This window comes from Agrobacterium sp. 6Ca8, assembly GCF_055382765.1.
This window is the reverse complement of record NZ_AP026433.1, coordinates 986294-1008391: the sequence shown is the minus strand read 5'-3', so window position 1 is coordinate 1008391 and position 22098 is coordinate 986294. Positions and strand designations below refer to the sequence as shown.

The window sequence follows — 22098 nt, the reverse complement described above, 5'->3', positions numbered from 1 at the left end:
GGGCCTGCCGGCTGTTTACGGCTTTCGGGGGCTTTTCCTTGAAGGCTGCGCAGTCTATAGGTGTCGCTGATTTTCTTATGGAAACACGAATGGGCAACATCATCATCGTCATCAACGGCCCCAATCTCAACATGCTGGGAAAAAGGGAACCGGGTATCTATGGTGGCAAGACGCTGAAAGACATCGAGAATGATTGTCTTGCTGCTGGTGCAGATCTCGGGTTCGCTGTGGAATTCCGCCAGTCCAACCACGAAGGCGTGCTCGTGGATTGGTTGCATGAGGCGGGAGAGAGAGCGGCAGGTGTCGTCATCAATCCCGGCGCCTACAGCCACACCTCGATCGCGCTGCATGACGCCATTCGTGCGATTTCCACGCCCGTCGTGGAAGTGCATATTTCCAACATCCACGCGCGGGAAGAATTCCGTCACAAATCGATGGTATCGCCCGCCGCGAAGGGCATGGTCTGCGGTTTCGGACCATATGGCTACATCATGGCGCTTCACGCGCTGAAGAACATCACGGCATAAAAAGAAACAAAGAATAGGGTTTGTCATGTCTGAAAAGAAACAGGGTATCGACAAGGAACTGATCCGCGAGCTCGCGAATATCCTCAACGATACCGACCTTTCGGAAATCGAAGTGGAGCAGGAAGACCTGCGCATCCGCGTTTCCCGCGCCGCTCCGCCCACCACGGTATATGCCGCAGCGCCCACCGGTTACGCAGCACCGGCGCCAGCCCCTGCAGCGGCGGCAGTTGCCGCTCCGGCAGCACCTGCGGTCGCCGCAGCACCTGCCCGCAACCCGGCCAATACCGTTACCTCGCCAATGGTCGGCACGGTTTACCTGTCGCCTGCTCCGGGCGCACGTCCGTTCGTCGAAGTGGGCGCGACCGTCAAGGAAGGCCAGACCATCCTCATCGTCGAAGCCATGAAGACCATGAACCAGATTCCGGCTCCGAAGTCCGGCAAGGTCGTGGAAATCGTCGTCAACGACTCACAGCCCGTGGAGTATGGTGAAGCTCTCGTGGTCATCGAATAAAGGCGGTTCAGCATGGTTTCGAAGATCCTCATAGCCAACCGCGGCGAGATTGCGCTGCGCGTCCTGCGCGCTGCCAAGGAGCTTGGCATTCCGACAGTCGCCGTGCATTCCACCGCAGACGCGGACGCCATGCATGTGCGCCTTGCCGACGAAAGTGTGTGCATCGGCCCGCCGCCTTCGCGTGACAGCTACCTCAACATCCACCAGATCGTTGCGGCCTGCGAAATCACCGGTGCGGACGCCGTTCACCCCGGTTACGGCTTCCTGTCGGAAAACGCCAAGTTCGCCGATATCCTCGACGCGCACGGCATTACCTTCATCGGACCGACCGCAGAGCATATCCGCCTTATGGGCGACAAGATCACCGCCAAGCAGACGGCACAGGAACTCGGTATTCCCGTGGTTCCCGGCTCCGACGGCGAAGTGAAGCCCGAGAATGCGCTCGAAATCGCCCGGACGATCGGCTTCCCGGTCCTGATCAAGGCGACGGCAGGTGGCGGCGGTCGCGGTATGAAGGTGGCGAAGACGGAAGCGGATCTCGACGAGGCGGTCTCGACGGCCCGCTCCGAAGCGGCAGCTGCCTTCGGCAACGACGCCGTTTATATGGAAAAATACCTCGGCAAGCCGCGTCATATCGAAGTGCAGGTTTTCGGCGACGGGGAAGGCAACGCCATTCATCTTGGCGAACGCGATTGCTCGCTGCAGCGCCGTCACCAGAAGGTGCTGGAAGAGGCGAACTCCCCGGCCCTCACCGTTGAACAGCGCATGAATATCGGCGAAATTTGTGCAAGCGCCATGCGCAAGCTGAAATATCGCGGTGCCGGCACCATCGAGTTCCTTTACGAAAACGGCGAGTTCTATTTCATTGAAATGAACACCCGTCTTCAGGTGGAACATCCAGTCACGGAAGCGATCACCGGCATGGACCTCGTGCAGGAACAGATCAGGGTTGCTTCGGGACAGGGCCTGTCGGTCACGCAGTCGGATATCGAATTCCATGGCCATGCCATCGAATGCCGTATCAATGCCGAGGACCCGCGCACATTCGTTCCCTCCCCCGGCACGTTGACCTATTTCCATACGCCGGGCGGCCTTGGCGTGCGCGTCGATTCGGGTGCCTATCAGGGCTACAAGATCCCGCCTTATTACGACAGCATGATCGGCAAGCTTATCGTTCACGGTCGCGACCGTGACGAATGCATCCGCCGTCTGCGCCGGGCACTGGACGAGTTCGTCGTCGACGGCATCAAGACCACGCTCCCGCTTTTCCAGGATCTTCTTCAGAACGAAGATATCCTCAGCGGCAATTACGACATTCACTGGCTGGAAAAATACCTGGCCGGTGATGCGTCTCACTAAGAGATATGGTTGGGCGGCGCAGCAAAAATAACGGCATAACCGTCGATATATTGCTGCGCGCCTATTCCGCCGGCCTGTTTCCGATGGCCGATTCGGCTGACGATCCCGAGCTTTTCTGGGTCGAGCCGGAAATACGCGGCATCATTCCGCTCAACGATTTCCACATTTCCAAAAGCCTCGCCAAGGCGATGCGCAAGAAGCCGTTCGAGATACGCTTCAATACCGCTTTCGAAGCGGTGATGGCAGGATGTGCGGCTGAAGCGCCGGACAGGCCGAGCACCTGGATCAACGCCACAATTCGCAAACTCTACACCGAACTGCACCAGATCGGCCATGCCCATAGTGTCGAGGCGTGGGATGGCAAGGAACTTGTCGGCGGACTTTACGGCGTATCGCTTGGGGCCGCATTCTTCGGCGAGAGCATGTTTTCCCGCCGCACCAACGCCTCGAAAATTTGCCTCGTGCATCTGGTGGAGCGGCTGAGAGCAAGCGGTTTCGTGTTGCTCGACACTCAATTCACCACCGAGCATCTGAAGACATTCGGCGCGATCGACGTGCCGAAGCAGCAATACGCGAAAATGCTCGATCAGGCCGTCAACCAGCCAGACCTGCAATTCTAAAAATCATAACGTAACGTTATTTGCTTGCCGTTGAGGGAGCGGGAACTTCGGAGTCCTGCTTGCAGCCAGTCAGCCATACGTCGTAGATCGGGTGCTCGACGGCATTGAGGCCGGGGCTGTCGGCGAACATCCAGCCAGTGAAAATCCGCTTTATCTTGCGGTCGAGAGTAATTTCATCCACCTCGATGAAAGCATCGATCTTCTGGGCTTCCGTCTGGTCGCGCGAGTAACAGACCTTAGGCGTCACCTGGAGCGCGCCGAACTGAACCGTTTCGTCGATATAGACATCGAAAGACGTAATGCGGCCGGTGATCTTGTCGATGCCGGAAAACACTGCCACGCGGTTTTCAAGACGGGCGGCGGAGACGGGCGATACGAGGATGACAGCAGAGATCGCTGCAAACAGCGAGACTGTCAGCGCACGCAAAGAACGATCCCGCGTGAATATCCTCATACGATATGTCTCCAAAAAATTGCCTGTGTCGGGACGACGACCGGATCAACGCGTAAGGGCGGAATGTGGCAAAAACCGGTGAGGTCGTGTGCCAAGCGCGGCGTTTTGCACAACACCGCGCATCGCAATGCTCATTTTTCCCCTGCTCAGTTGCCGGGGGTCCAGGCGTCGTAGTCGCCGGTTACGCGTGGACGCTCGCCTGCGACCGCCAGCGATCCCTGTGGGCGATAGGCCTTGGATGTGCCGGTAAGGTTGGCCTGATGCGCCTTCTGCCATTCCCGGGGAACGTATGTTTCCTGGGTCGGCGGCACGTCGGTGCGGTAGTGCATCCAGCCATGCCAGCCGGGCGGAATGGCCGAAGCTTCAGCATAACCGTTATAGATCACCCAACGGCGCGGCATGCCCCAGGAGGTGGTGCCGCCTTCGTAATAGGTGTTGCCCAACTCGTCCTGTCCGACCTTCTTGCCGAAACGCCAGGTGTGAAACCGCGTTCCGATCGTCTGGCCGTTCCACCAGGTGAAGATTTGCGTCAGGAGAGTCTTCATTATGCGTTCCTCGGGCTTGAATGCGCCGCAGCGATTTTCCGTGCACGGCACAAGACAAGCTTATGCCGCCCCTCACGGCGATTGTCCAGTATTTCCCGATATATCCGCGCTATTTCAGCTTCATCCTGAAACCGAAATGCCGCTTCTCGAAACCCAGCCGCTCGTAAAAGCGATGGGCATCGAGCCTCGCCACGTTGGAGGTGAGCTGCACGGCTTTCATGCCCTTGGCGCGCGCTTCATCAAGGCAATAGTTGATCATGACCGCACCGATGCCACGGCCGCGCATGTCGGGCCGCGTCTGCACCGCTTCAATCACCATGGATTTGGCGCCGCGCCCGATAAGCTTGGTCAGGATGGCCGTCTGGAAAGTGCCGACGATCTCGCCGTCCAGTTCCGCCACGTAAAGCGTCTCGGTGGGGGACGCCTCGATATCGCGGAAGGCTGCGAGATAGTCCGGCAGCGCCGATTCGTCGGCCGTATCGCCGTGGCCTCCGATTTCGTCAGCGGCATAGATGGCCGCGAGTGCGGGAACATCCTCTTGCCGTGCCGCGCGGATTATCAGCGTATCTAATGTCGCATTCATCGTTTCAGGCTCTTTTCCATGACGATACCGGGAAAACCATCGATACCCGCCATGCGCTCGATTCGGTCAACCTCGCTAAATCCGACGCCTTCATAAAAGGCTATTGCGACAGTATTTTTGGGCTCCACTTCCAGACGCATGATTTCCGCATCCGGAAAGCAGGTTTCAAGCTCGGCGAAGAGATCGCGGCCGACCCCCTGACGCTGGAATTCGGGCCCGACATAAAGCTGGTGCAACAGGGCTGTCTTGCTCAATTTCGCAGACATGGAAGCATAAGCCATACCGCCGATCTGCCGGCCATTATCGGCCACCAGAAATTCGCCGCCCTTTTTCTCGATGCGGTCCTTCATGGCCTGTGGCGAATGCCATGCGGCAATCAGCTCCTTCACCTTGTCTGCGCCGTAGATCGCGTCATAGGTCGCATGCCAGGTGGTAGCCAGAAGCGCCCGGACCGGCTCGATATCGCGCTGGCTTGCCGTGCGTATAAAAAACATGATGTTTGCTCCGTCTCGAAACAGAAATGCCGGGCGTGATCCCGGCATAAATCAATGTCAGTCCCAGTGCTCGACGTCATCCTCGGGCTTATGCCGAGAATGACGGATGAGAACTTGCTACTTCAATGCCTTTGTACAGGCACGGGAAGCAGCGTCCGCTTACTCGTCCTCGATGCCGAGCTTGGCCTTCACCAGCGCCTGCACGGCCTGCGGGTTGGCCTTGCCGCCCGTCGCCTTCATGACCTGGCCGACGAACCAGCCGGCAAGCGCCGGCTTCGCCTTCACCTTCTCGACCTGATCTGGGTTGGCGGCGATGATCTCGTCCACAGCCTTTTCGATGGCGCCGGTATCCGTCACCTGCTTCATGCCGCGCGTCTCGACGATTTCGGCCGGGTTGCCGCCCTCGTTCCAGACGATTTCGAACACATCCTTGGCGATCTTGCCGGAAATGGTCTCTGCCTTGATGAGATCGATAATGCCGCCCAGCTGTTCGGGAGAAACCGGCGTCGTCTCGATGTCCTTGCCTGACTTGTTCAGCGCACCGAGAAGATCGTTGATGACCCAGTTGGCGGCGGCCTTCGGGTCGCGGCCGGCAGCAACCGACTCGTAGTAATCGGCGATCGCCTTTTCCGAAACGAGGATCGAGGCGTCGTAGACCGACAGGCCAAGATCGGCGACGAAACGGGCCTTCTTGTCATCAGGCAGTTCCGGCAGATCGACCTTCAGCGCCTCGACGAAAGCATCGTCGAATTCGAGCGGCAGCAGGTCCGGATCAGGGAAATAGCGATAGTCATGCGCGTCTTCCTTGGAGCGCATGGAACGCGTCTCACCCTTGCCGGGATCGAACAGGCGAGTTTCCTGATCGATGACACCGCCGTCTTCGAGAATGGCGATCTGGCGGCGCGCCTCATATTCGATGGCCTGGCCTACGAAGCGGATGGAGTTGACGTTCTTGATCTCGCAGCGCGTGCCGAAACCTTCGCCGGGACGGCGCACGGAGACGTTGACGTCGGCGCGCATCGAGCCTTCGTCCATGTTGCCGTCGCAGGTGCCGAGATAACGCACGATGGAGCGCAGCTTGGTGAGATAGGCCTTTGCCTCATCCGACGAGCGCATGTCGGGCTTGGAGACGATTTCCATCAGCGCCACGCCCGAACGGTTCAGGTCCACGAAGGACATGGTCGGGTGCTGGTCGTGCATGGACTTGCCGGCGTCCTGCTCCAGATGCAGGCGCTCGATGCCGATCTCGATGTCCTCGAAATTGCCCTGACGATCCGGACCCAGCGAAATCGTGATGATGCCCTCGCCGACGATCGGGTCCTTGAACTGCGAAATCTGGTAGCCCTGCGGCAAATCCGGATAGAAGTAGTTCTTGCGGTCGAAGATCGAACGGTTGTTGATCTTGGCCTTCAGGCCGAGACCGGTGCGCACCGCCTGCTTGACGCATTCCTCGTTGATGACGGGAAGCATGCCGGGCATGGCGGCGTCCACCAGCGACACGTTGGAGTTCGGCGCATTGCCGAAAGTGGTCGAAGCGCCGGAAAACAGCTTGGAATTGGAGAGAACCTGCGCATGCACCTCCAGGCCGATCACGATTTCCCAATCGCCGGTGGCGCCGGGAATGAAGCGTTTCGGGTCGGGGGTGCGCACGTCTACAAGGGTCATATGAAGCTCACGATATACGGGTTCTTTGGCCTTGGTGGGTAGAACAAATGGAGCGCGGGCGCAAGACATCTTGCACCCTGTCGCGCCAGGCACCGGATTTTCGCCGAAACCGGATACGCGTTTTTTACGGTTCTCAGTTTCAATTCACGTCATGACCATGATCGCTCTCTACTTCATGACCTATATGGCCTTCAATCTTTTCGTCTTTCTTGTCTATTGGTGGGACAAGGAGGCGGCAAGAAACGGTGGCTGGCGCATTCGGGAAAGTACTCTGTTATTGCTTGCTTTCATTGGCGGCAGCTTGGGCGCAGTCTCGGCTCAACAACTGCTGCGCCACAAGACCCGCAAGGAACCCTTCCGCAGCATCCTGATATCCATCGTAATTTTACAGGTGGGCCTTGTCGTGTCCCTTGCCATCATGCCGGACTGGCCGATACGGCTTGTAACCGGCCTGCAGACGCTCTCTCAGAACCCCGGCCCATAAAGGCCGCTCTCGACCTCGACCAGCTGTTTTTGCAGGCCGACGGATTGCACGTCGCGATCAAGCTTCGGCGCATAGGAGACGGAGAGCCAGTGGACGCTGTAACCGTGATGACGGAAAAAGGCGACCGCCGGTTCGTTCTGCGCATGGGTTTCAAGCCGGATGGTTTCGAAATCACGTTGCAATATCTGCCGTTCGATATCCGCAAGCAGGAGGCTGCCTATACCCCTGCGCTGAAAATCCGGATCGATCCAGAAATCGGAAATCGCCTCGTTGAAATGTTCCCGTGCCGCCCATCCGGCAACCGCGCCCCCGAACTCGGCCACGCGGATGGCAAGCCAGGACGAGCGGGTGAAATTGGAAAAGGCACTGGCTGCGTTATCGTAAAGCGTCGCGGTAATGCCGAGCGCCGTTGTGGCCTGCCGCCACGCCCTGAGGCCGATGGCTGCCAGAACCTCCGCTTCCTGCTCCTGCGCATTGCGAATGACGATCAAGCCGCACCCTCCATGGCCGACCGAAGTAAAGCATCGGTCGCGCGATTCGGCCAGTGCGGCCTTGATGAGTACCAGCGTGTGCCTGTGATCGACTAAGGAGCCTTAAAAAACACACTTAGAGCGAAGACTCCCATGAAGTAACGATGTCTACCTTTTTTATTAGAATCCCTCTTCATGGCTTGAAGGTTCGAGGCTAACATTCTTGGTTGTTGTTATGAACGGAATGGCGAGAAAAGGCTGTGCTTCAAAGAATCTTTCCTTATCTCCGATCAGGGGAGAAAATTCCCCACAATCTGATGCTCGACGCTCTAAATCAAATTACGGACGGCTTGTTTACTGACAAGCGTCGTGCCGTGGCCAGCTCCCTCTCTGAAACAGCCGGTCAATATCTGCCAGATGAACATCTCTTAGATTTCATCAGCGCAAAAATAAATCAAAGTGATCTTACAACAATCATCAACGAGAGAAAAATCTTCATCGCTAGACTGCAGGACTTACTCCCATCCATTGTCCAGATTTTAGATTTGATAGATTTTGCCAATATCAGTTCGGCCGTTCATCAAATAAATGACTGTTGCCGGGACTATCCGTCGGTCATGGTGTCTGAATACTCAAGTAAGAAGCGAAAGAAAATCCTACGTGACATTAACACCCTGATAACTCAAACTAATGAGTTGGAGAGCCTACTCGATCAAGCCGCTCGTCATATCGACATTCAATATGCACACCACAAAACTGCGCTGCATCAAGTATTGAATGACAGCACCTATTATCCAATCCGTCACATCGAGGAGTTGCGCGGAGAACTAAAGGTGTTGCGTTTTGCCGCCGAGCTGACTCGTTATGAGGATGAGAATGGCGGGACAGCGTTTTATGTAGGAGACAACAAAGGGCGGACCCACATCGTAGAGTGCGCATACCGCCTTTCCCTTCAATTTCAGTCACCCGAATTTGTCACGACACCCGGGTCATCATTCTCAATTCTATGCAGTTTGATATTTGAACTCGCGAGTGGCATATCCGATGAGAGCTTGGCGGGAGCGATAAACAGATTTGCTCGTAGTGAACTGAGAGTGGAGATAGATCGGGACGAGATAATTTCTCGCTACGAGAACAGCGATGAAGGAATGCGAGAGCGAGAGGCCGATAACTTTGCTGACGTGAAGCAGCGTATTAAGGAGCTCTCAAAATCTGAAGAATTCTGGAGAAAAATGATGTCCGCTCGTGAGTGGGATAAGTTTTCTGAGAGCCAAATAGCATTACGTCTCGTCGACGTTTTAGAGCAACGGGAAAAGGCAACTCTCACCCATGGACCTCATTTGGTTTGGGCAAGCCAAATAAGCCCATCGACAAGACAATCATATATGGATGAATTGCTAGACCATGAGCAGCAAAGGTTGAAACTGGCGATAGAAGTCGGGCAACAGAAACGTCGGGCGAATTTATCGACCCGCTTTTCGGAAAAATAACAAATCTGCGTCAACATCGTAGAACGCAGTCGGGGTATATCTCGAACGTGCCTGAGACGGCATGTCGCGGTGTAGCGCAATGGATAGCGCACTTGCTTTCTACGACAAGATTTACCCCTTGCCGGGCAAGAGGTTGCGGGTTCGAATCCTGCCACTGCGGCTTAATCCATTCGCTCTGCGTTAATGGCTTTCTCATCGAACCGCTTACAACGTCTCGACAATTTGTCGTATCCACATCGATCCAGAAATAGGAAATCGCCTCGTTGAAATGTTCCCGTGCCGCCCATCTGGCAACCGCCCCGCTAGACTCCGCCACCCGGACGGCAAGCCAGGCCGAACACATCGCGAAGGCACCGGTCGGTGACACGCGCCGGACTTGACCGCACCGGTCTCGCCCGCTAACCAAAAAGAGCAAACAAGGAGCTTTTATGTTCGCTCAATCGGAGTCCCGGTAACGGCCCTGCCCGCAAGTTTCTTGCGCGCCGGGCCATGATGAAACCGACCTGGATGCCTTAACGGCACCCGGACTTGTTTTCATGCGTCTAGAAGACGCCGACCGGATTTCCGACAATGGACATTTCCCGCGCCGAACAGCGCATTCTTCACCTGCTCGCCCAGGGCGGCAGCATCGAACTCGTTCGAGACGACCATCACAAAATCGAAAAACTCGCGCTCTATACGCGCGACGGCTGGATTTTCAGCGGCCTCGATCTCCTCACCTTCCGCAAACTGAAACGGAAGAGAGCCATCGCCTCGTCAGGCGGCAAGCCTTACCGCATCACGACGCGTGGCTTGGAACTCGTACGGGGTGAGCTGGACAATCGATAAAAACAAACGGGCGGCACTTGATGCCGCCCGTGACAATTATAGAGCTTTTGTTCAGCCGCTTACCACCACTTGGCGGGGGTGAACTTGCCGGCAGCCTGCTCGATGGCATGCGCCGTCTTGAAGAGCGTCTCTTCTTCGAAAGGCTTGCCGATGAGCTGCAAGCCGAGCGGCAGGCCCTTGCCGTCCAGGCCGGCAGGCACCGAGAGGCCAGGAAGACCGGCCATGTTGACCGTGATGGTGAAGACGTCCTGGAGGTACATCTTCACGGGATCGGAAGCGAGTTCCTCATCACCGACAGCGAAGGCGGATGACGGGGTAATCGGCGCCAGAATGGCGTCGACGCCCTCATGGAAGACGTTTTCGAAATCGCGCTTGATCAGCGTGCGGACCTTTTGCGCCTTCAGGTAATAGGCGTCGTAATAACCGGCTGAAAGCACGTAGGTGCCGACCATGATACGGCGCTGCACTTCCTTGCCGAAACCGGCTGCACGGCTCTTCTCGTACATGTCGGCAATGTCCTTGCCGTCCACGCGCAGGCCGTAACGTACGCCGTCATAACGAGCGAGGTTGGACGAAGCTTCCGCGGGCGCGACGATGTAATAGGCAGGAAGCGCGAATTTGGTGTGCGGCAGCGAGATATCGACCACTTCGGCACCGGCATCGCGCAGCCATTCGACGCCCTTTGCCCAGAGCTTTTCGATTTCTTCCGGCATGCCATCGACGCGATATTCCCTGGGGATACCGATCTTCAGGCCCTTGAGCGACTGGCCGATGGCCTTTTCGTAATCCGGCACCGGCAGGTCGACGGAGGTCGTATCCTTTGCGTCAACGCTCGCCATCGTCTTCAACAGGATAGCGGCGTCGCGCACGTCACGGGCGATCGGGCCGGCCTGATCGAGCGAGGAAGCATAAGCAACGATGCCGTAACGCGAGCAACGGCCATAAGTAGGCTTGATGCCGACGGTGCCGGTAAAGGCAGCTGGCTGGCGGATGGAGCCGCCGGTGTCGGTTGCCGTGGCGCCGGCGCACAGATGCGCGGCAACGGCTGCGGCCGAACCGCCGGAGGAACCACCGGGCACCAGCTTCTGCTCGGAGCCATTGGCGCGCCAGGGGTTGATGGCCGGACCGTACCAGGAGCTTTCGTTGGACGAGCCCATGGCGAACTCGTCCATGTTGAGCTTGCCGAGCATGACGGCGCCCTGGTCCCAAAGGTTCTGGGTGACGGTCGATTCGTATTTCGGCTTGAAGCCATCGAGAACATGCGAACACGCCTGCGTGTGCACGTCACGGGTGGCGAAAAGGTCTTTCACGCCAAGCGGAACGCCTTCCAGCTCGCCCGCCGCGCCTGCGGCGATGCGGCCATCGGAGGCTTTCGCCATGTCGCGCGCTTTTTCAGGCGTCAAGGCAACATAGGCGTTCAGCGCGCCGTTGGCGGCGTCGATGGCGGCAATATAGGCGTCGGTCAGCTCGAGGGCGGAAAACTCTTTCGCCTTGAGCTTTTCGCGGGCTTCGGCAATGGTCAGGCTCGTCAGGTCGGTCATGGTCGGCAACGGCTTTCGAAATCTTGAAAAAATCGGGCGGCAAACGGCGGTCGGATTACTCGACCACTTTCGGAACCATGAAGAAGTCCCGGTCTGTAGCAGGCGCATTGGCGACGATGTCTTCCGCCTTGTTGCCGTCGGTGACGACGTCGGCACGCTTTTTCATATCCACGGGGGTAACGGAGGTCATCGGCTCGACGCCGTCAACATTCACTTCCGAAAGCTGCTCCACGAAACCGAGTATGCCGTTCAACTGGCCAAGCATATTTTGTGCTTCGTCTTCAGTAACAGCGATACGGGCAAGGCGCGCAACGCGCTTTACGGTGGCTAGATCGACGGACATGGTTCTACTCCGGTCAGAATTTTCCTAACCGCTATAATCACCATGTCCGCCATTCGCAACGGTAGAAAGCATGTCGCGTAAAACTGTGTAGCGGTTTTGCTGTAGCGACATGCGTCAGCAAAATGTCAGAAGGACAGTATTTCACCCGGCTTCGGCGTGTGGACGCGCGCATCCGAGCCTTCCATGCCGGCCACGAACTTCTCCGGCGTCTGGTCAACGATCGGGAAGGAACCGTAGTGGCAGGGAATGACGTTGGCGAATTTGAAAAAGCGCTGGCAGGCGAGTGCAGCCACCGCACCACCCATGGTGAAGCGGTCGCCGATTGGCACGAGACCGATATCCGGCTGGTGCAATTCGTTGATGAGCTTCATGTCGGAGAAAATATCCGTATCGCCCATATGATAGACGGCCGGACCGTCTTCGAAATGCAGCATCAGTCCATTGGCGTTGCCGAGTGAATGAGAAACTCCATCCTCGGTGATCTGGGCGGATGAATGCAGCGCATTGGTGAAGGTTACGGAAAAACCGTCGAAATGTACCGTGCCGCCGGTATTACCCATATCGACCTTCGCCACGCCCTTGGTGGAAAGCCAAGCGGCGAGATCGGCATTGGCAAGCACCGTCGCGCCCGTTTCGCGAGCAAGCTGGACGGTATCCCCCACATGATCGCCGTGGCCGTGGGTCAGGAGAATATGGGTGATGCCTTCAGCCGCGCTTTTCGCATCCTGTCCGGCAAAACCGGGATTGCCGGTGAAAAACGGATCGATAAGGATCTTCGCGCTGCCGTTTTCAAGGCGGAAGGCGGAATGGCCGAGCCAGGTGATTTTCATGGGAAGTTCTCCTTTGTATTGCCCGTATATTATGACATAGGACGGCTTGAACAACCGCACTACCGATATTTCAGAGAGGCGACAATGGCCGCGGATAATGACGATTACGTGTATGACGAGGCGACCGGCGAATGGCGGCCTGCGTCCGAGCTGGCCGCAGAAGCTTCGCGCGCGAACGAAGTGCGCGATGCGGCAGGCAACGTGCTTGCGGATGGTGACCAGGTAACGCTGATCAAGGATCTAAAGGTCAAAGGCACCAATACGGTCATCAAGCAGGGCACTGTCATCAAATCGATCCGCCTGACCGGAAATCCGGAAGAAATCGATTGCAGGCACGAGACGGTTAAGGGTCTGGTGCTGCGCACCGAATTCGTCCGCAAAAGATAAGGGACAGCGTACGACATGGCGATACTTACCATCGAGGAGCTCGCGGAAACGCTTCAGCCGGCACAGGCGATTGCGGGCCTCGACCTTGGGACGAAAACCATCGGACTTGCCATGTCGGACCTGTCGCGGCGCTTCGCCACGCCGCGCCCCGTCATCAAACGGGTCAAATTCACTCGGGATGCCGAGGTGCTGCTGGCCTTTGCCGAAAAGGAAAAAGTATCCGCTTTCATCATCGGCCTGCCCATAAACATGGATGGATCGGCCGGACCACGCGCGCAGGCAACACGCGCCTTCGTTCGTACCATGGGGGAGAAAACCGCCCTGCCCTTCATTTTCTGGGATGAACGGCTTTCAACGGTCGCCGCCGAACGTGTGCTTCTGGAAATGGATGTCTCACGCGCCAAACGGGCCGAACGCATCGATTCGGCAGCCGCAAGCTTCATTCTTCAGGGCGCGCTGGACAGGCTTTCGGCACTCGCCCGCGCAACGGGCTGACGTCCCTGCCACCAATTGGCAATCTGTTTTCGCTTGCGGAAAGCAAGGATCGCAAAAACGATCAGGCTGTCGACCGCTATGGCGCGCGCGACCAGCGGCGGCAGGCTTTCCGGCGGCAGGCCGAGGATATTGCCGTAAATCTGGAATACCAGATCATGCGTCTGGCGCGTCAGCATGAAGAAGCCGAAGCTCAAGTCGTAATAGGATAGCCAGTACCAGCTGCCGAGCAATGCAACGGGACCGGCCCAGAGGATCAAAAACCACTTCATGCAGTCTGCTCCCGCGTGAAAATCGTATCGGGAATGCCAGCAAGCACCGCCCAGCGCACCAGAGCCATCAGGCAAAGGTTAAACGCTGGCGCGTCAATATCCAACGGCAGCATAGCAAAAAACGTCATCATGACGCCCAAAGCTGTCCAGCGGCTCACTTGCGGCTCCCTTATACGCAGTCATTGCGCATGGTTAACATTTTGTTAATTCACACTGGACCGGTAGCCATGGCTAAGCAAATGAAAGCTGTCGGTATGGTTAACGGTGGCCGGTCCGGCTGTGGAAAACACCCCTCACGAAGCCAACGGCATGCGATGCCGCAAGGTTGCCGGACCACTGAAAACATGGTTGATTTTTCGTCAAATAACGGCCGATTTTGTTAAGGCGACCGTCTCGCCCGGCTCGTTACGCCGCGCTCAGCCGTAAACGCCGCGCACCAGTCTTTTGACGGCGGTTGCAATCTTGTCCCAGTCCTTGTCCGACTTCAACGGCACGCCGGCGAACTGGCCGCTGGTGGCGGCGGAAATCACGAGATGCTGGATGGCGGCGAACAACACGGCATTGACGGCTGCGGTATCTACGCCCTTGGGTGCTGCCAGCGATCCGCGCATGCGCTCCAGCCATTTGCCAAGCGATTTGGCACGGGCTTCGGCAAGCTGCCTGACCTGCGGCGAGCCATCCGACACTTCCCAGGCAATGATCTTGCAGACGAGAGGATCGCTGCGCAGCGCATCCATGAAATAAAGCGCCAGCTTTTCCATGAGATCGCCATAGGTCAACAGGAACATGCCGCCGGTATCTTCAGGAATACGGTCCTTCACCCAGGATCCGAGATCCTCGCCGATCGCCTCGATCAACCCTTCCAAACCGCCGAAATAACGGTAGATCAGCTGCTTGTCGCATCCGGCGCGGCGGGCAACGGCATTGATGCCAAAACCCTGAAAGCCCTCTTCGGCCAGAAGCGACCGGGCCGCCTCAAAAATCGCCTTTTCGGTCGCAGCGCGATCCTTGATGCGCTTTTCCGGCTTGTCGGCTGAAATCACCTCTGCGGTCGCCAGCATGCTTCCCTACCCGTCTTTTAAAAGGCCTGACCCAACGGGTTAACAAAGCATGAAGACAAGGACAATGCAGCGCAGCAGCTGGGGAGAAGGTTCCTGTGGATGAATGAAGATCGAAGACCCGTACCCCGCAAATAATCACTCCAGCGCCATTCCAAACCACACGGTGCCTGGTGTGTCATGGGTTTCGAGACGTTTGAAGCCGCGGGTTTCCCAAAAGCGAATACCCGCCTGGTTGCGCTCGCTGGCGCCGAGGTGGATGCCATAGACGTTGTTTTGTCTCGCCATATCGAGCCAGCGCGACAAAAGCCGCGTGCCGCCGCCCTTGCCCTGTGTGCGTGGCAGAAGGTTCAGGTGGATATGGGCCGGAAACGGATCGGTCAGCCAGGTTGGCGTGTGGCGCGGGTGGTGGATGAAATGTGCACGGCGCTGATCGGCGTCCCATGTTTGCTGATCGCCAACGGGGTCGGGATAAAGGGCGCGCAGATGCGGCCACCACTCACGCTCCAGCCGCTCATCATGCAAGGCGGTATCGAGCGCGCCGGCGATGTAACCGCAGACACCCTCTTCGTCTTCTGCCACAAAAACGGCATCGGGCCACAGATGCAGATAAGGCACGGAATAAATATGCCCCACCATGCGGCCATCGCGATAAAGCGGGGTGGCATCCTGCCCGGCATCGCCGGTGGCAAGACTGATGGCGTAGAGCGCCTCTTCATCTTCAGGACGGGCGGAGCGGAAGGTCAGCATCTGCTATCGACCCCCATCTCCATGCCCGCACACGCGCCCACCGACTGAAAGACAGAAATACGCCCCACGCCAACGCCTTTTCTCAAATCCGATACCCCTCCCACAGGGACTGCAACAACAGCCTTCCACCCTTTATCGGTCAGGACGCGGGCGGATACAATAAATCGATTATATAATTCGGATCAAAGCGAGAATCGAGCATGCCGTAAGTATGTCGCCAACCACCCGCCAGACGGGTTTCGAGGAAGGCGTCTGCGATCTTGCCGGCGCCGAGCCGGCAAAGTTCGGCGGCAGCGGCGGCGAGTGCGAATTGCTCCACCAGCAGGCGGGCGGCACCCTCATCGCGTTCGGCAAGCGCGATTGCGGCGCGCAGCACATCCGTGGTCTTTTTGCCGGCGGGTCCGAGATCGCGCTCCAGCGTCTGGAAAACGAGATCGAACAGATCCTTGCCGCGCTGAAGAACACGCAGCACATCCAGCGCCATGACGTTGCCGGAGCCTTCCCAGATGGCATTGACCGGCGCTTCGCGGTAGTGGCGGGCAATCGGCCGTTCTTCCACATATCCGTTGCCGCCAAGGCACTCCATCGCCTCGTAAATCAACGCCGGCGCGATCTTGCAGCACCAGTATTTCACAATCGGCGTCATCACCCGCGCATAGGCCGCCTCGGAGGCATTGTTGCGGGCGGCATCGAATGCCGATGCCAGCCGGAAGGAGAGTGCCGTTGCTGCTGCGACATCCAGCGCCATATCGGCGAGAACGCGCGTCATGATCGGCTGGCTGACCAGCGTCTTGCCGAAGACGGAACGGCCGCGTGCGAAATGCACGGCTTCGGCGAGCGAAGCGCGCATCATGCCTGATGATGCCAGCGCGCAGTCGAGCCGCGTCAGCGTCACCATGTCGAGAATGGTGCGCACACCGCTGCCGGGTTCACCCAGAAGATAACCGAAAGCATCGGTGAACTCGACTTCGGCGGAGGCGTTGGAGCGGTTGCCGAGCTTGTCCTTCAGGCGCTGGAAATGCAGGCCGTTGGCGGAACCGTCTTCCAGATAACGCGGCACCAGGAAACAGCCCATGCCGTCGCCCATCTGCGCCAGCATGACGAAACCGTCGCTCATCGGCGCGGACAGGAACCATTTGTGGCCGGACAAGCGATAGATGCCCTCGCCCACCCGCTCCGCCGTGCTGCGGTTGGCGCGCACATCCGTGCCGCCCTGCTTTTCCGTCATGCCCATGCCGACGGTGACGGCGGTTTTCTGCAAGGCCGGCTTCTGCGAGGAATCATATTTCCGCGACAGTATCTTCGGCACCCATTCCTTCTGCACACGCGACGAGGTCATGATGGCTGCGACGGAGGCGCTGGTCATGGTCAACGGGCAGAGATGCCCGGCCTCGAGCTGCGAGGTCAGATAAAATTTGGTGGCGCGCGCCTTGTGTTCATTGCCGCGCGTTTCGGCTGCATTTTCCCAGACGCTGGAATGAAGACCCGATGACATGGAACGGCGCATCAGTGCGTGCCATGCGGGATGGAACTCAACCTGATCGAGACGTTCGCCGCGCGGGCCATGCGTGTGCAGCTGCGGCACGCCCTGATTGGCCATGCGCGCCAGTTCCTGCGCTTCGTGCGAGGTGACGTAACGGCCGAGCTGGTCGAACTCGTCCCTCAGATTGCGTGACAGGCCGGATGTGAGGTCGACGATCAGCGGATCGGAACGATAGGCATTGATACCGGACCATAGGCTAGGCTGGTTTAGTTCGGCGAGCGATTCTTCTGTCCGGTTCATGCCTGTCATTCGCATCCTTCTATCGGGATTCGTGCTTTATTGCGTGTATATGCCAAAACCCGGCTTATCGCATGCTTGCCCGCAAAGCCACCTGTCTTTATAGACCCGTTGACTATTGCGACCCGGAGGACAATTTCCATGGTCTATTTTCCCCACCGCCATCTCCTCGGCATAAAGGGGCTTTCCCATCAGGATATAACCCTGCTTCTCGACAAGGCCGACGAAGCGGTGAAAATCAGCCGTCAGCGCGAGAAAAAAACCTCGACGCTTCGGGGCCTCACGCAGATCAACCTGTTCTTCGAAGCTTCGACCCGGACACAATCCTCCTTCGAGCTTGCCGGAAAACGGCTTGGCGCCGATGTGATGAACATGTCGGTCAGCAATTCCTCGGTGAAGAAGGGCGAAACGCTGATCGACACGGCGATGACGCTGAACGCCATGCGCCCCGATGTGCTGATCGTGCGTCACTCCTCGGCCGGTGCCGCAGCCCTTCTCGCGCAGAAGGTTGCCTGCTCCGTGGTCAATGCCGGCGACGGCCAGCATGAACACCCGACGCAGGCCCTTCTCGACGCGCTGACCATTCGCCGCGCCAAGGGTGATCTTTCGGGAATAACGGTGGCGATCTGCGGCGACGTACTGCATTCGCGCGTTGCTCGCTCCAACATCATCCTGCTCAACCAGATGGGCGCGCGCGTGCGCGTCGTGGCTCCCGCGACGCTTCTTCCCTCCGGTATCCGCGACATGAGCGTCGAGGTCTTCCATGACATGAAGGAAGGCTTGAAGAACGCCGATGTTGTGATGATGTTGCGCCTGCAGCGCGAGCGCATGTCCGGTTCCTTCGTGCCTTCGGTGCGCGAATATTTCCACTATTACGGTCTCGATGCCGAAAAGTTGAAGGCAGCGAAAGAAGATGCGCTGGTCATGCATCCCGGCCCGATGAACCGTGGCGTGGAAATCTCATCCGAAGTGGCTGATGGTCCGCAGAGCGTCATCGAAAGCCAGGTGGAAATGGGGGTTGCCGTGCGCATGGCTGTCATGGAAACCCTGCTTGTCTCGCAAAATCAGGGTGAGCGCGTATGAGTGCCGTGACCGTTCTCAAAAACCTTCGCATCGTTGATCCCTCCCGCAATCTGGACGAGGTGGGCAGCATCGTCATCGGTGCCAACGGCACGATCCTCGACTCCGGCGGGCAGGCACACAACCAGGGTGTGCCCGAGGGTGCGACGGTTCGCGACTGCAAGGGGCTGCTGGCCGTTCCCGGTCTGGTGGATGCCCGCGTCTTTGTCGGTGAGCCGGGTGGCGAACACCGTGAAACCATCGAATCCGCTTCCCGCGCGGCAGCGGCCGGCGGCGTCACCAGCATCATCGTCATGCCGGACACCGACCCCGTTATCGACGACATTGCGCTGGTCGAATATGTGAAAAAGGCGGCACGCGACAAGGCGCTCGTCAATGTGCATCCCGCCGCAGCCCTGACCAAGGGCCTCAACGGCGAGGAAATGACCGAGATCGGCATGCTGAAGGAAGCCGGTGCGGTTGCCTTCACCAATGGCCGCAGGGCGCTTTCCGACACGCTGGTGTTGCGCCGCGCCATGACCTATGCGCGCGAATTGGGTGCGGTGATTGCACTTGAGACCCGCGACAAATATATCGGCGGCGGCGACATGAACGAGGGGCTTTTCGCAAGCTGGCTCGGTCTGTCCGGAATCCCCAAGGAAGCCGAGATCATTCCGCTGGAGCGCGACCTGCGCATTGCCGGTCTGACGCAAGCGATCTATCACGCCGCCAAGATTTCCGTGCCGGAATCGGCAGAAGCGATCCGTCTTGCCCGGCAGCGGGGCGTCAAGGCGACCTGCGGCATCTCGATCAACCATCTGACGCTGAACGAGAACGATATCGGCGAATACCGTACCTTCTTCAAGCTCTCACCTCCCTTGCGCGCCGAAGACGACCGCAAGGCCATGGTCGAGGCGCTGAAGGATGGCACGATCGACATCATCGTTTCCTCGCACGACCCGCAGGACGTGGACACCAAGCGCCTGCCCTTTTCGGATGCGGCAAGCGGTGCGGTGGGGCTGGAAACCATGCTGGCGGCGGCGCTTCGCCTTCACCATAGCGGCGAGGTTCCGCTGATGCGGCTGATCGATGCGCTTTCCACCCGCCCGGCGAAAATCTTCGGACTGGATGCGGGAACGCTTAAAGCCGGCGCGAAGGCTGATATCACGCTGATCGACCTGGACGAGCCTTGGCTGGTTGCGAGAGATCAACTGGTGTCGAAATCCAAGAATACGCCGTTTGAGGATGCCCGTTTCAGCGGCCGCGCTGTCGCCACTTATGTGGCTGGCAAAGCGGTTCATTCCTTGGCATAAGATCACGGGCATGGGATCACGCAGGCGCGCGACGAGAGGGAACGTTGAATGAGTGCTTTGACTGACTGGCAGACGGCGCCTGCCCTTCTCGCGCTTGCGGCGCTGATTGGCTATCTATTCGGCTCGATACCCTTCGGCCTGCTTCTTACCCGCATGGCGGGGCTGGGCGATGTGCGCAAGATTGGTTCCGGCAATATTGGCGCCACCAATGTGCTGCGCACCGGCAACAAGAAGCTCGCCGCAGCGACATTGCTGCTCGATGCGCTGAAGGGCACCGCCGCAGTGCTCGTCGCCAATGCGCTCTGGGGTTACGAGGCGTCGCTGGTTGCCGGTTTCTTTGCCTTTCTCGGCCATCTGTTTCCGGTGTGGCTCGGTTTCAAGGGCGGCAAGGGCGTGGCGACCTATATCGGCGTGCTTTTAGGCGCTGCCCCCCTGATGATGCTGGCTTTTGCGCTGATCTGGCTCGCAACCGCGTTCATCACCCGGTATTCCTCGCTGTCGGCGCTGGTTGCCATGCTTGTGATCCCGGTCGCCCTATGGATAGTCGGGCCTGAAAAGACGGCGCTTCTGGTAACGTTGCTGAGCGTGATTTCCTGGTGGAAACACCGGGAAAACATCGCACGGCTTCTGGCCGGCACGGAAAGCAGGATCGGGCAAAAGGGCTAAGGCCAGCTTTAGGGATACGTCATGCCGCATGAGGAAACGACACGGCAGGGCATAGAGCTTTCCGCGCGGCAGCGGGTCGCATGGCTTCGGCTGATCCGCAGCGACAATATCGGCCCCGTCACCTTCCGCGAACTCATCAATCATTTTGGCAGCGCTGAAAAAGCGCTCTCTGCCCTGCCCGAACTTTCAAGGCGCGGCGGTTCATTGCGCAGCCCGCGCATTGCCACGCAGGCGGAAGCGGAAGGCGAAATCGAAACGGCTGAAAGATTCGGCGCTCGCTTCGTCGGCATCGGTGAGCCGGACTATCCGCCTGCCCTGCGACAGCTCGACGGCGCGCCGCCACTGATCGCCATGAAGGGCTCGGCTTCCACCGCAACAAGACCTTGCGTCGGCATCGTCGGATCACGCAACGCCTCCATCAACGGCGCGAAATTCGCCGCGATGCTGGCGCGCGATTGCGGTCGTGCGGGCTATACGATCGCTTCCGGGCTGGCGCGCGGCATCGATGCGGCAGCGCACCGGGCAAGCCTTGCAACCGGCACGGTGGCCATGCTGGCGGGCGGTCTCGACCGTCCCTACCCTCAGGAAAATTTCGGGCTATTGCAGGACATCTACGAACAGGGCGGCGCGACGATCAGCGAAATGCCCTTCGGCTGGGAGCCACGCGCGCGGGATTTCCCCCGCCGCAACCGGCTGATATCAGGCGTCTCACTCGGCGTCGTCATAGTGGAAGCGGCGGAACGATCCGGTTCGCTGATCACGGCGCGGCTTGCCGGCGAAGCGGGCCGGCTGGTTTTCGCCGTGCCAGGCTCCCCACTCGATGCGCGCTGCGAAGGCACCAACCGGCTGATCAAGGAAGGCGCGATGCTGACCACGGGGGCGGCCGATATTCTCGATGCGCTACGACCGCTGATGGAACCGCAATTGCCCTATGACCGCAAGGTCGAGGAACCACGATCCGATGAGGAAATGTCACCACCCGGAGATGACGAGCGTAGCATCGTTGCCGCCGCTCTCGGGCACTCACCCGTCGAAACGGACGATATCATTCGCCACACGGGTTTTTCCGCGGCCACGGTTCACATGGTGCTGCTGGAACTCGATATTGCCGGGCGGTTAAACCGGCACGCCGGGGGGCGGGTTTCGCTCCTCGCGGATTGATAGCTTGCGCCGCCCGCTCTGGATATCGCCGACTTCCACATAGGCCATTTCAATCAGATAGCACAGCATGTCGGCGCCCTCGCGATTGGCGACGAGCCTCAGTTCCGCGAGCATCTGGCGAATGTAAGCCAAGTTCTCTCTGGTCCCTTCATTATCGGCATTATTGTTTGTTGCGTTCGGGACCATATATCTATCCTGGAATTTCAACCTGAAACAAAGATCATTACGTCAATTCAAATCATGTTGGTCACTATAACAAATTTACCAAAGATTGCAATACAACGACAGATTATCCATAGGTTGCAATTGCCTTGGAGCGATAAAATCGGGCTTGCCTCTTGACCCGCGCGCATTACCTGTCCATGTCGAATTATAAAGAAGGCGAATTGCGGCATTATGCCGTGACCCGGCTATGT

General features: G+C 58.3%; 28 protein-coding genes, 1 tRNA gene and 1 pseudogene. 14 read left to right on the top strand and 16 right to left on the bottom strand.

The features are described from left to right. Positions 1-89 precede the first annotated feature (89 nt). The 4 genes from aroQ to aat are packed head-to-tail and all read left to right on the top strand — an operon-like array spanning position 90 to position 3017. Positions 90-527: a type II 3-dehydroquinate dehydratase gene (gene aroQ / locus ACZ5A6_RS05060; protein WP_019565501.1), complete on the top strand. Its 438-nt coding sequence runs from the start codon at positions 90-92 to the stop codon at positions 525-527. A 25-nt stretch (positions 528-552) separates the two neighbouring features. Next, positions 553-1038, top strand: a complete 486-nt coding sequence (accB, locus tag ACZ5A6_RS05055; protein ID WP_003512759.1) for an acetyl-CoA carboxylase biotin carboxyl carrier protein — start codon at positions 553-555, stop codon at positions 1036-1038. Positions 1039-1050: 12 nt separating this feature from the next. Next, positions 1051-2397, top strand: a complete 1347-nt coding sequence (gene accC / locus ACZ5A6_RS05050) for an acetyl-CoA carboxylase biotin carboxylase subunit (protein ID WP_174061441.1) — start codon at positions 1051-1053, stop codon at positions 2395-2397. A 5-nt stretch (positions 2398-2402) separates the two neighbouring features. Further along, the gene (gene aat / locus ACZ5A6_RS05045) at positions 2403-3017 is read left to right on the top strand and encodes a leucyl/phenylalanyl-tRNA--protein transferase (protein WP_003512757.1); all 615 of its coding nucleotides are present in this window, start codon (positions 2403-2405) and stop codon (positions 3015-3017) included. Between the two features lie 16 nt (positions 3018-3033). On the opposite strand, the gene ACZ5A6_RS05040 is transcribed toward aat, so the two are convergent. The 5 genes from ACZ5A6_RS05040 to gatB all read right to left on the bottom strand — a co-directional run bounded on the left by ACZ5A6_RS05040 (position 3034) and on the right by gatB (position 6758). Then, on the bottom strand, positions 3034-3471 hold the full coding sequence (locus ACZ5A6_RS05040; protein ID WP_003512756.1) for a DUF2155 domain-containing protein: 438 nt from the start codon (positions 3469-3471) through the stop codon (positions 3034-3036). 146 nt (positions 3472-3617) lie between these two features. Further along, positions 3618-4016, bottom strand: coding sequence for an NADH:ubiquinone oxidoreductase subunit NDUFA12 (locus tag ACZ5A6_RS05035; RefSeq protein WP_003512753.1), 399 nt, complete (start codon positions 4014-4016; stop codon positions 3618-3620). A gap of 109 nt (positions 4017-4125) precedes the next feature. After that, positions 4126-4599 carry a GNAT family N-acetyltransferase gene (locus tag ACZ5A6_RS05030; RefSeq protein WP_112152854.1) on the bottom strand — a complete coding sequence of 158 codons (474 nt, stop codon included), beginning with the start codon at positions 4597-4599 and terminating at the stop codon, positions 4126-4128. Continuing rightward, the gene (locus ACZ5A6_RS05025) at positions 4596-5093 is read right to left on the bottom strand and encodes a GNAT family N-acetyltransferase (RefSeq protein WP_174061442.1); all 498 of its coding nucleotides are present in this window, start codon (positions 5091-5093) and stop codon (positions 4596-4598) included. Before ACZ5A6_RS05025 ends, ACZ5A6_RS05030 begins: the two co-directional genes overlap by 4 nt. A 159-nt stretch (positions 5094-5252) precedes the next feature. Continuing rightward, positions 5253-6758, bottom strand: a complete 1506-nt coding sequence (gatB, locus tag ACZ5A6_RS05020) for an Asp-tRNA(Asn)/Glu-tRNA(Gln) amidotransferase subunit GatB (protein ID WP_003512750.1) — start codon at positions 6756-6758, stop codon at positions 5253-5255. Positions 6759-6909: 151 nt separating this feature from the next. Between gatB and ACZ5A6_RS05015 the strand changes: the two genes are divergently transcribed. Continuing rightward, a complete protein-coding gene (locus ACZ5A6_RS05015) occupies positions 6910-7242 on the top strand; it encodes a DUF1294 domain-containing protein (RefSeq protein WP_174061443.1) in 333 nt (110 codons plus the stop codon). On the opposite strand, the gene ACZ5A6_RS05010 is transcribed toward ACZ5A6_RS05015, so the two are convergent. Then, complete coding sequence (locus ACZ5A6_RS05010) at positions 7224-7733, bottom strand: GNAT family N-acetyltransferase (RefSeq protein ID WP_003512748.1); 510 nt, start codon at positions 7731-7733, stop codon at positions 7224-7226. The two genes, ACZ5A6_RS05015 and ACZ5A6_RS05010, sit on opposite strands and share 19 nt — an antisense overlap. Positions 7734-7972: 239 nt before the next feature. On the opposite strand from ACZ5A6_RS05010, the gene ACZ5A6_RS05005 reads away from it, so the two are divergent. Then, a complete protein-coding gene (locus ACZ5A6_RS05005) occupies positions 7973-9202 on the top strand; it encodes a hypothetical protein (RefSeq protein ID WP_141566653.1) in 1230 nt (409 codons plus the stop codon). Between the two features lie 65 nt (positions 9203-9267). Beyond that, positions 9268-9362 (top strand) — tRNA-Arg (locus ACZ5A6_RS05000). A 69-nt stretch (positions 9363-9431) separates the two neighbouring features. On the opposite strand, the pseudogene ACZ5A6_RS04995 reads toward ACZ5A6_RS05000, so the two are convergent. After that, positions 9432-9539 (bottom strand): annotated as a pseudogene (locus tag ACZ5A6_RS04995) (GNAT family N-acetyltransferase); the annotation flags it as partial. Positions 9540-9772: 233 nt separating this feature from the next. Between ACZ5A6_RS04995 and ACZ5A6_RS04990 the strand changes: the two are divergent. Beyond that, complete coding sequence (locus tag ACZ5A6_RS04990; RefSeq protein ID WP_003512746.1) at positions 9773-10030, top strand: YjhX family toxin; 258 nt, start codon at positions 9773-9775, stop codon at positions 10028-10030. A gap of 59 nt (positions 10031-10089) precedes the next feature. On the opposite strand, the gene gatA is transcribed toward ACZ5A6_RS04990, so the two are convergent. From gatA to ACZ5A6_RS04975, 3 genes are all read right to left on the bottom strand, one after another. Next, entirely contained in the window at positions 10090-11571 is a 1482-nt protein-coding gene (gene gatA / locus ACZ5A6_RS04985; RefSeq protein WP_174061444.1) for an Asp-tRNA(Asn)/Glu-tRNA(Gln) amidotransferase subunit GatA, read from the bottom strand. A gap of 55 nt (positions 11572-11626) precedes the next feature. Beyond that, complete coding sequence (gatC, locus tag ACZ5A6_RS04980) at positions 11627-11914, bottom strand: Asp-tRNA(Asn)/Glu-tRNA(Gln) amidotransferase subunit GatC (RefSeq protein WP_003512734.1); 288 nt, start codon at positions 11912-11914, stop codon at positions 11627-11629. Between the two features lie 125 nt (positions 11915-12039). Beyond that, positions 12040-12744 carry a metal-dependent hydrolase gene (locus tag ACZ5A6_RS04975; protein ID WP_003512733.1) on the bottom strand — a complete coding sequence of 235 codons (705 nt, stop codon included), beginning with the start codon at positions 12742-12744 and terminating at the stop codon, positions 12040-12042. 84 nt (positions 12745-12828) lie between these two features. Here ACZ5A6_RS04975 and ACZ5A6_RS04970 point away from each other — a divergent pair, with 84 nt between their 5' ends. Continuing rightward, entirely contained in the window at positions 12829-13131 is a 303-nt protein-coding gene (locus tag ACZ5A6_RS04970) for an alkylphosphonate utilization protein (protein WP_025593281.1), read from the top strand. A gap of 15 nt (positions 13132-13146) precedes the next feature. Beyond that, the gene (gene ruvX, locus ACZ5A6_RS04965) at positions 13147-13626 is read left to right on the top strand and encodes a Holliday junction resolvase RuvX (protein WP_003512731.1); all 480 of its coding nucleotides are present in this window, start codon (positions 13147-13149) and stop codon (positions 13624-13626) included. Here the strand turns inward: ruvX and ACZ5A6_RS04960 are convergent. The 5 genes from ACZ5A6_RS04960 to ACZ5A6_RS04940 all read right to left on the bottom strand — a co-directional run bounded on the left by ACZ5A6_RS04960 (position 13578) and on the right by ACZ5A6_RS04940 (position 17495). Then, on the bottom strand, positions 13578-13895 hold the full coding sequence (locus ACZ5A6_RS04960; protein WP_003512730.1) for a DUF6105 family protein: 318 nt from the start codon (positions 13893-13895) through the stop codon (positions 13578-13580). The two genes, ruvX and ACZ5A6_RS04960, sit on opposite strands and share 49 nt — an antisense overlap. Then, positions 13892-14053 (bottom strand): hypothetical protein, encoded by a 162-nt coding sequence (locus tag ACZ5A6_RS04955; RefSeq protein WP_013635969.1) that lies wholly within the window; start codon positions 14051-14053, stop codon positions 13892-13894. Before ACZ5A6_RS04955 ends, ACZ5A6_RS04960 begins: the two co-directional genes overlap by 4 nt. 258 nt (positions 14054-14311) lie before the next feature. Next, positions 14312-14956, bottom strand: coding sequence for a TetR/AcrR family transcriptional regulator (locus ACZ5A6_RS04950; protein WP_003512728.1), 645 nt, complete (start codon positions 14954-14956; stop codon positions 14312-14314). Positions 14957-15091: 135 nt separating this feature from the next. After that, on the bottom strand, positions 15092-15703 hold the full coding sequence (locus tag ACZ5A6_RS04945) for a GNAT family N-acetyltransferase (RefSeq protein WP_003512727.1): 612 nt from the start codon (positions 15701-15703) through the stop codon (positions 15092-15094). Positions 15704-15842: 139 nt separating this feature from the next. After that, a complete protein-coding gene (locus ACZ5A6_RS04940) occupies positions 15843-17495 on the bottom strand; it encodes an acyl-CoA dehydrogenase family protein (RefSeq protein WP_013635968.1) in 1653 nt (550 codons plus the stop codon). Positions 17496-17624: 129 nt separating this feature from the next. Between ACZ5A6_RS04940 and ACZ5A6_RS04935 the strand changes: the two genes are divergently transcribed. Genes ACZ5A6_RS04935 through dprA form a run of 4 tightly spaced genes read left to right on the top strand, consistent with a single transcriptional unit; the run spans position 17625 to position 21682 of the window. Then, positions 17625-18566, top strand: a complete 942-nt coding sequence (locus ACZ5A6_RS04935) for an aspartate carbamoyltransferase catalytic subunit (RefSeq protein ID WP_003512724.1) — start codon at positions 17625-17627, stop codon at positions 18564-18566. Continuing rightward, complete coding sequence (locus ACZ5A6_RS04930) at positions 18563-19855, top strand: dihydroorotase (protein WP_174061445.1); 1293 nt, start codon at positions 18563-18565, stop codon at positions 19853-19855. The genes ACZ5A6_RS04935 and ACZ5A6_RS04930 overlap by 4 nt, the downstream gene beginning before the upstream one ends. Positions 19856-19903: 48 nt before the next feature. Continuing rightward, entirely contained in the window at positions 19904-20521 is a 618-nt protein-coding gene (gene plsY, locus ACZ5A6_RS04925; RefSeq protein WP_003512722.1) for a glycerol-3-phosphate 1-O-acyltransferase PlsY, read from the top strand. A 21-nt stretch (positions 20522-20542) separates the two neighbouring features. After that, positions 20543-21682, top strand: coding sequence for a DNA-processing protein DprA (dprA, locus tag ACZ5A6_RS04920; RefSeq protein ID WP_065704684.1), 1140 nt, complete (start codon positions 20543-20545; stop codon positions 21680-21682). On the opposite strand, the gene ACZ5A6_RS04915 is transcribed toward dprA, so the two are convergent. Further along, the gene (locus ACZ5A6_RS04915) at positions 21638-21868 is read right to left on the bottom strand and encodes a hypothetical protein (protein WP_019565491.1); all 231 of its coding nucleotides are present in this window, start codon (positions 21866-21868) and stop codon (positions 21638-21640) included. The two genes, dprA and ACZ5A6_RS04915, sit on opposite strands and share 45 nt — an antisense overlap. Positions 21869-22098: the final 230 nt, after the last annotated feature.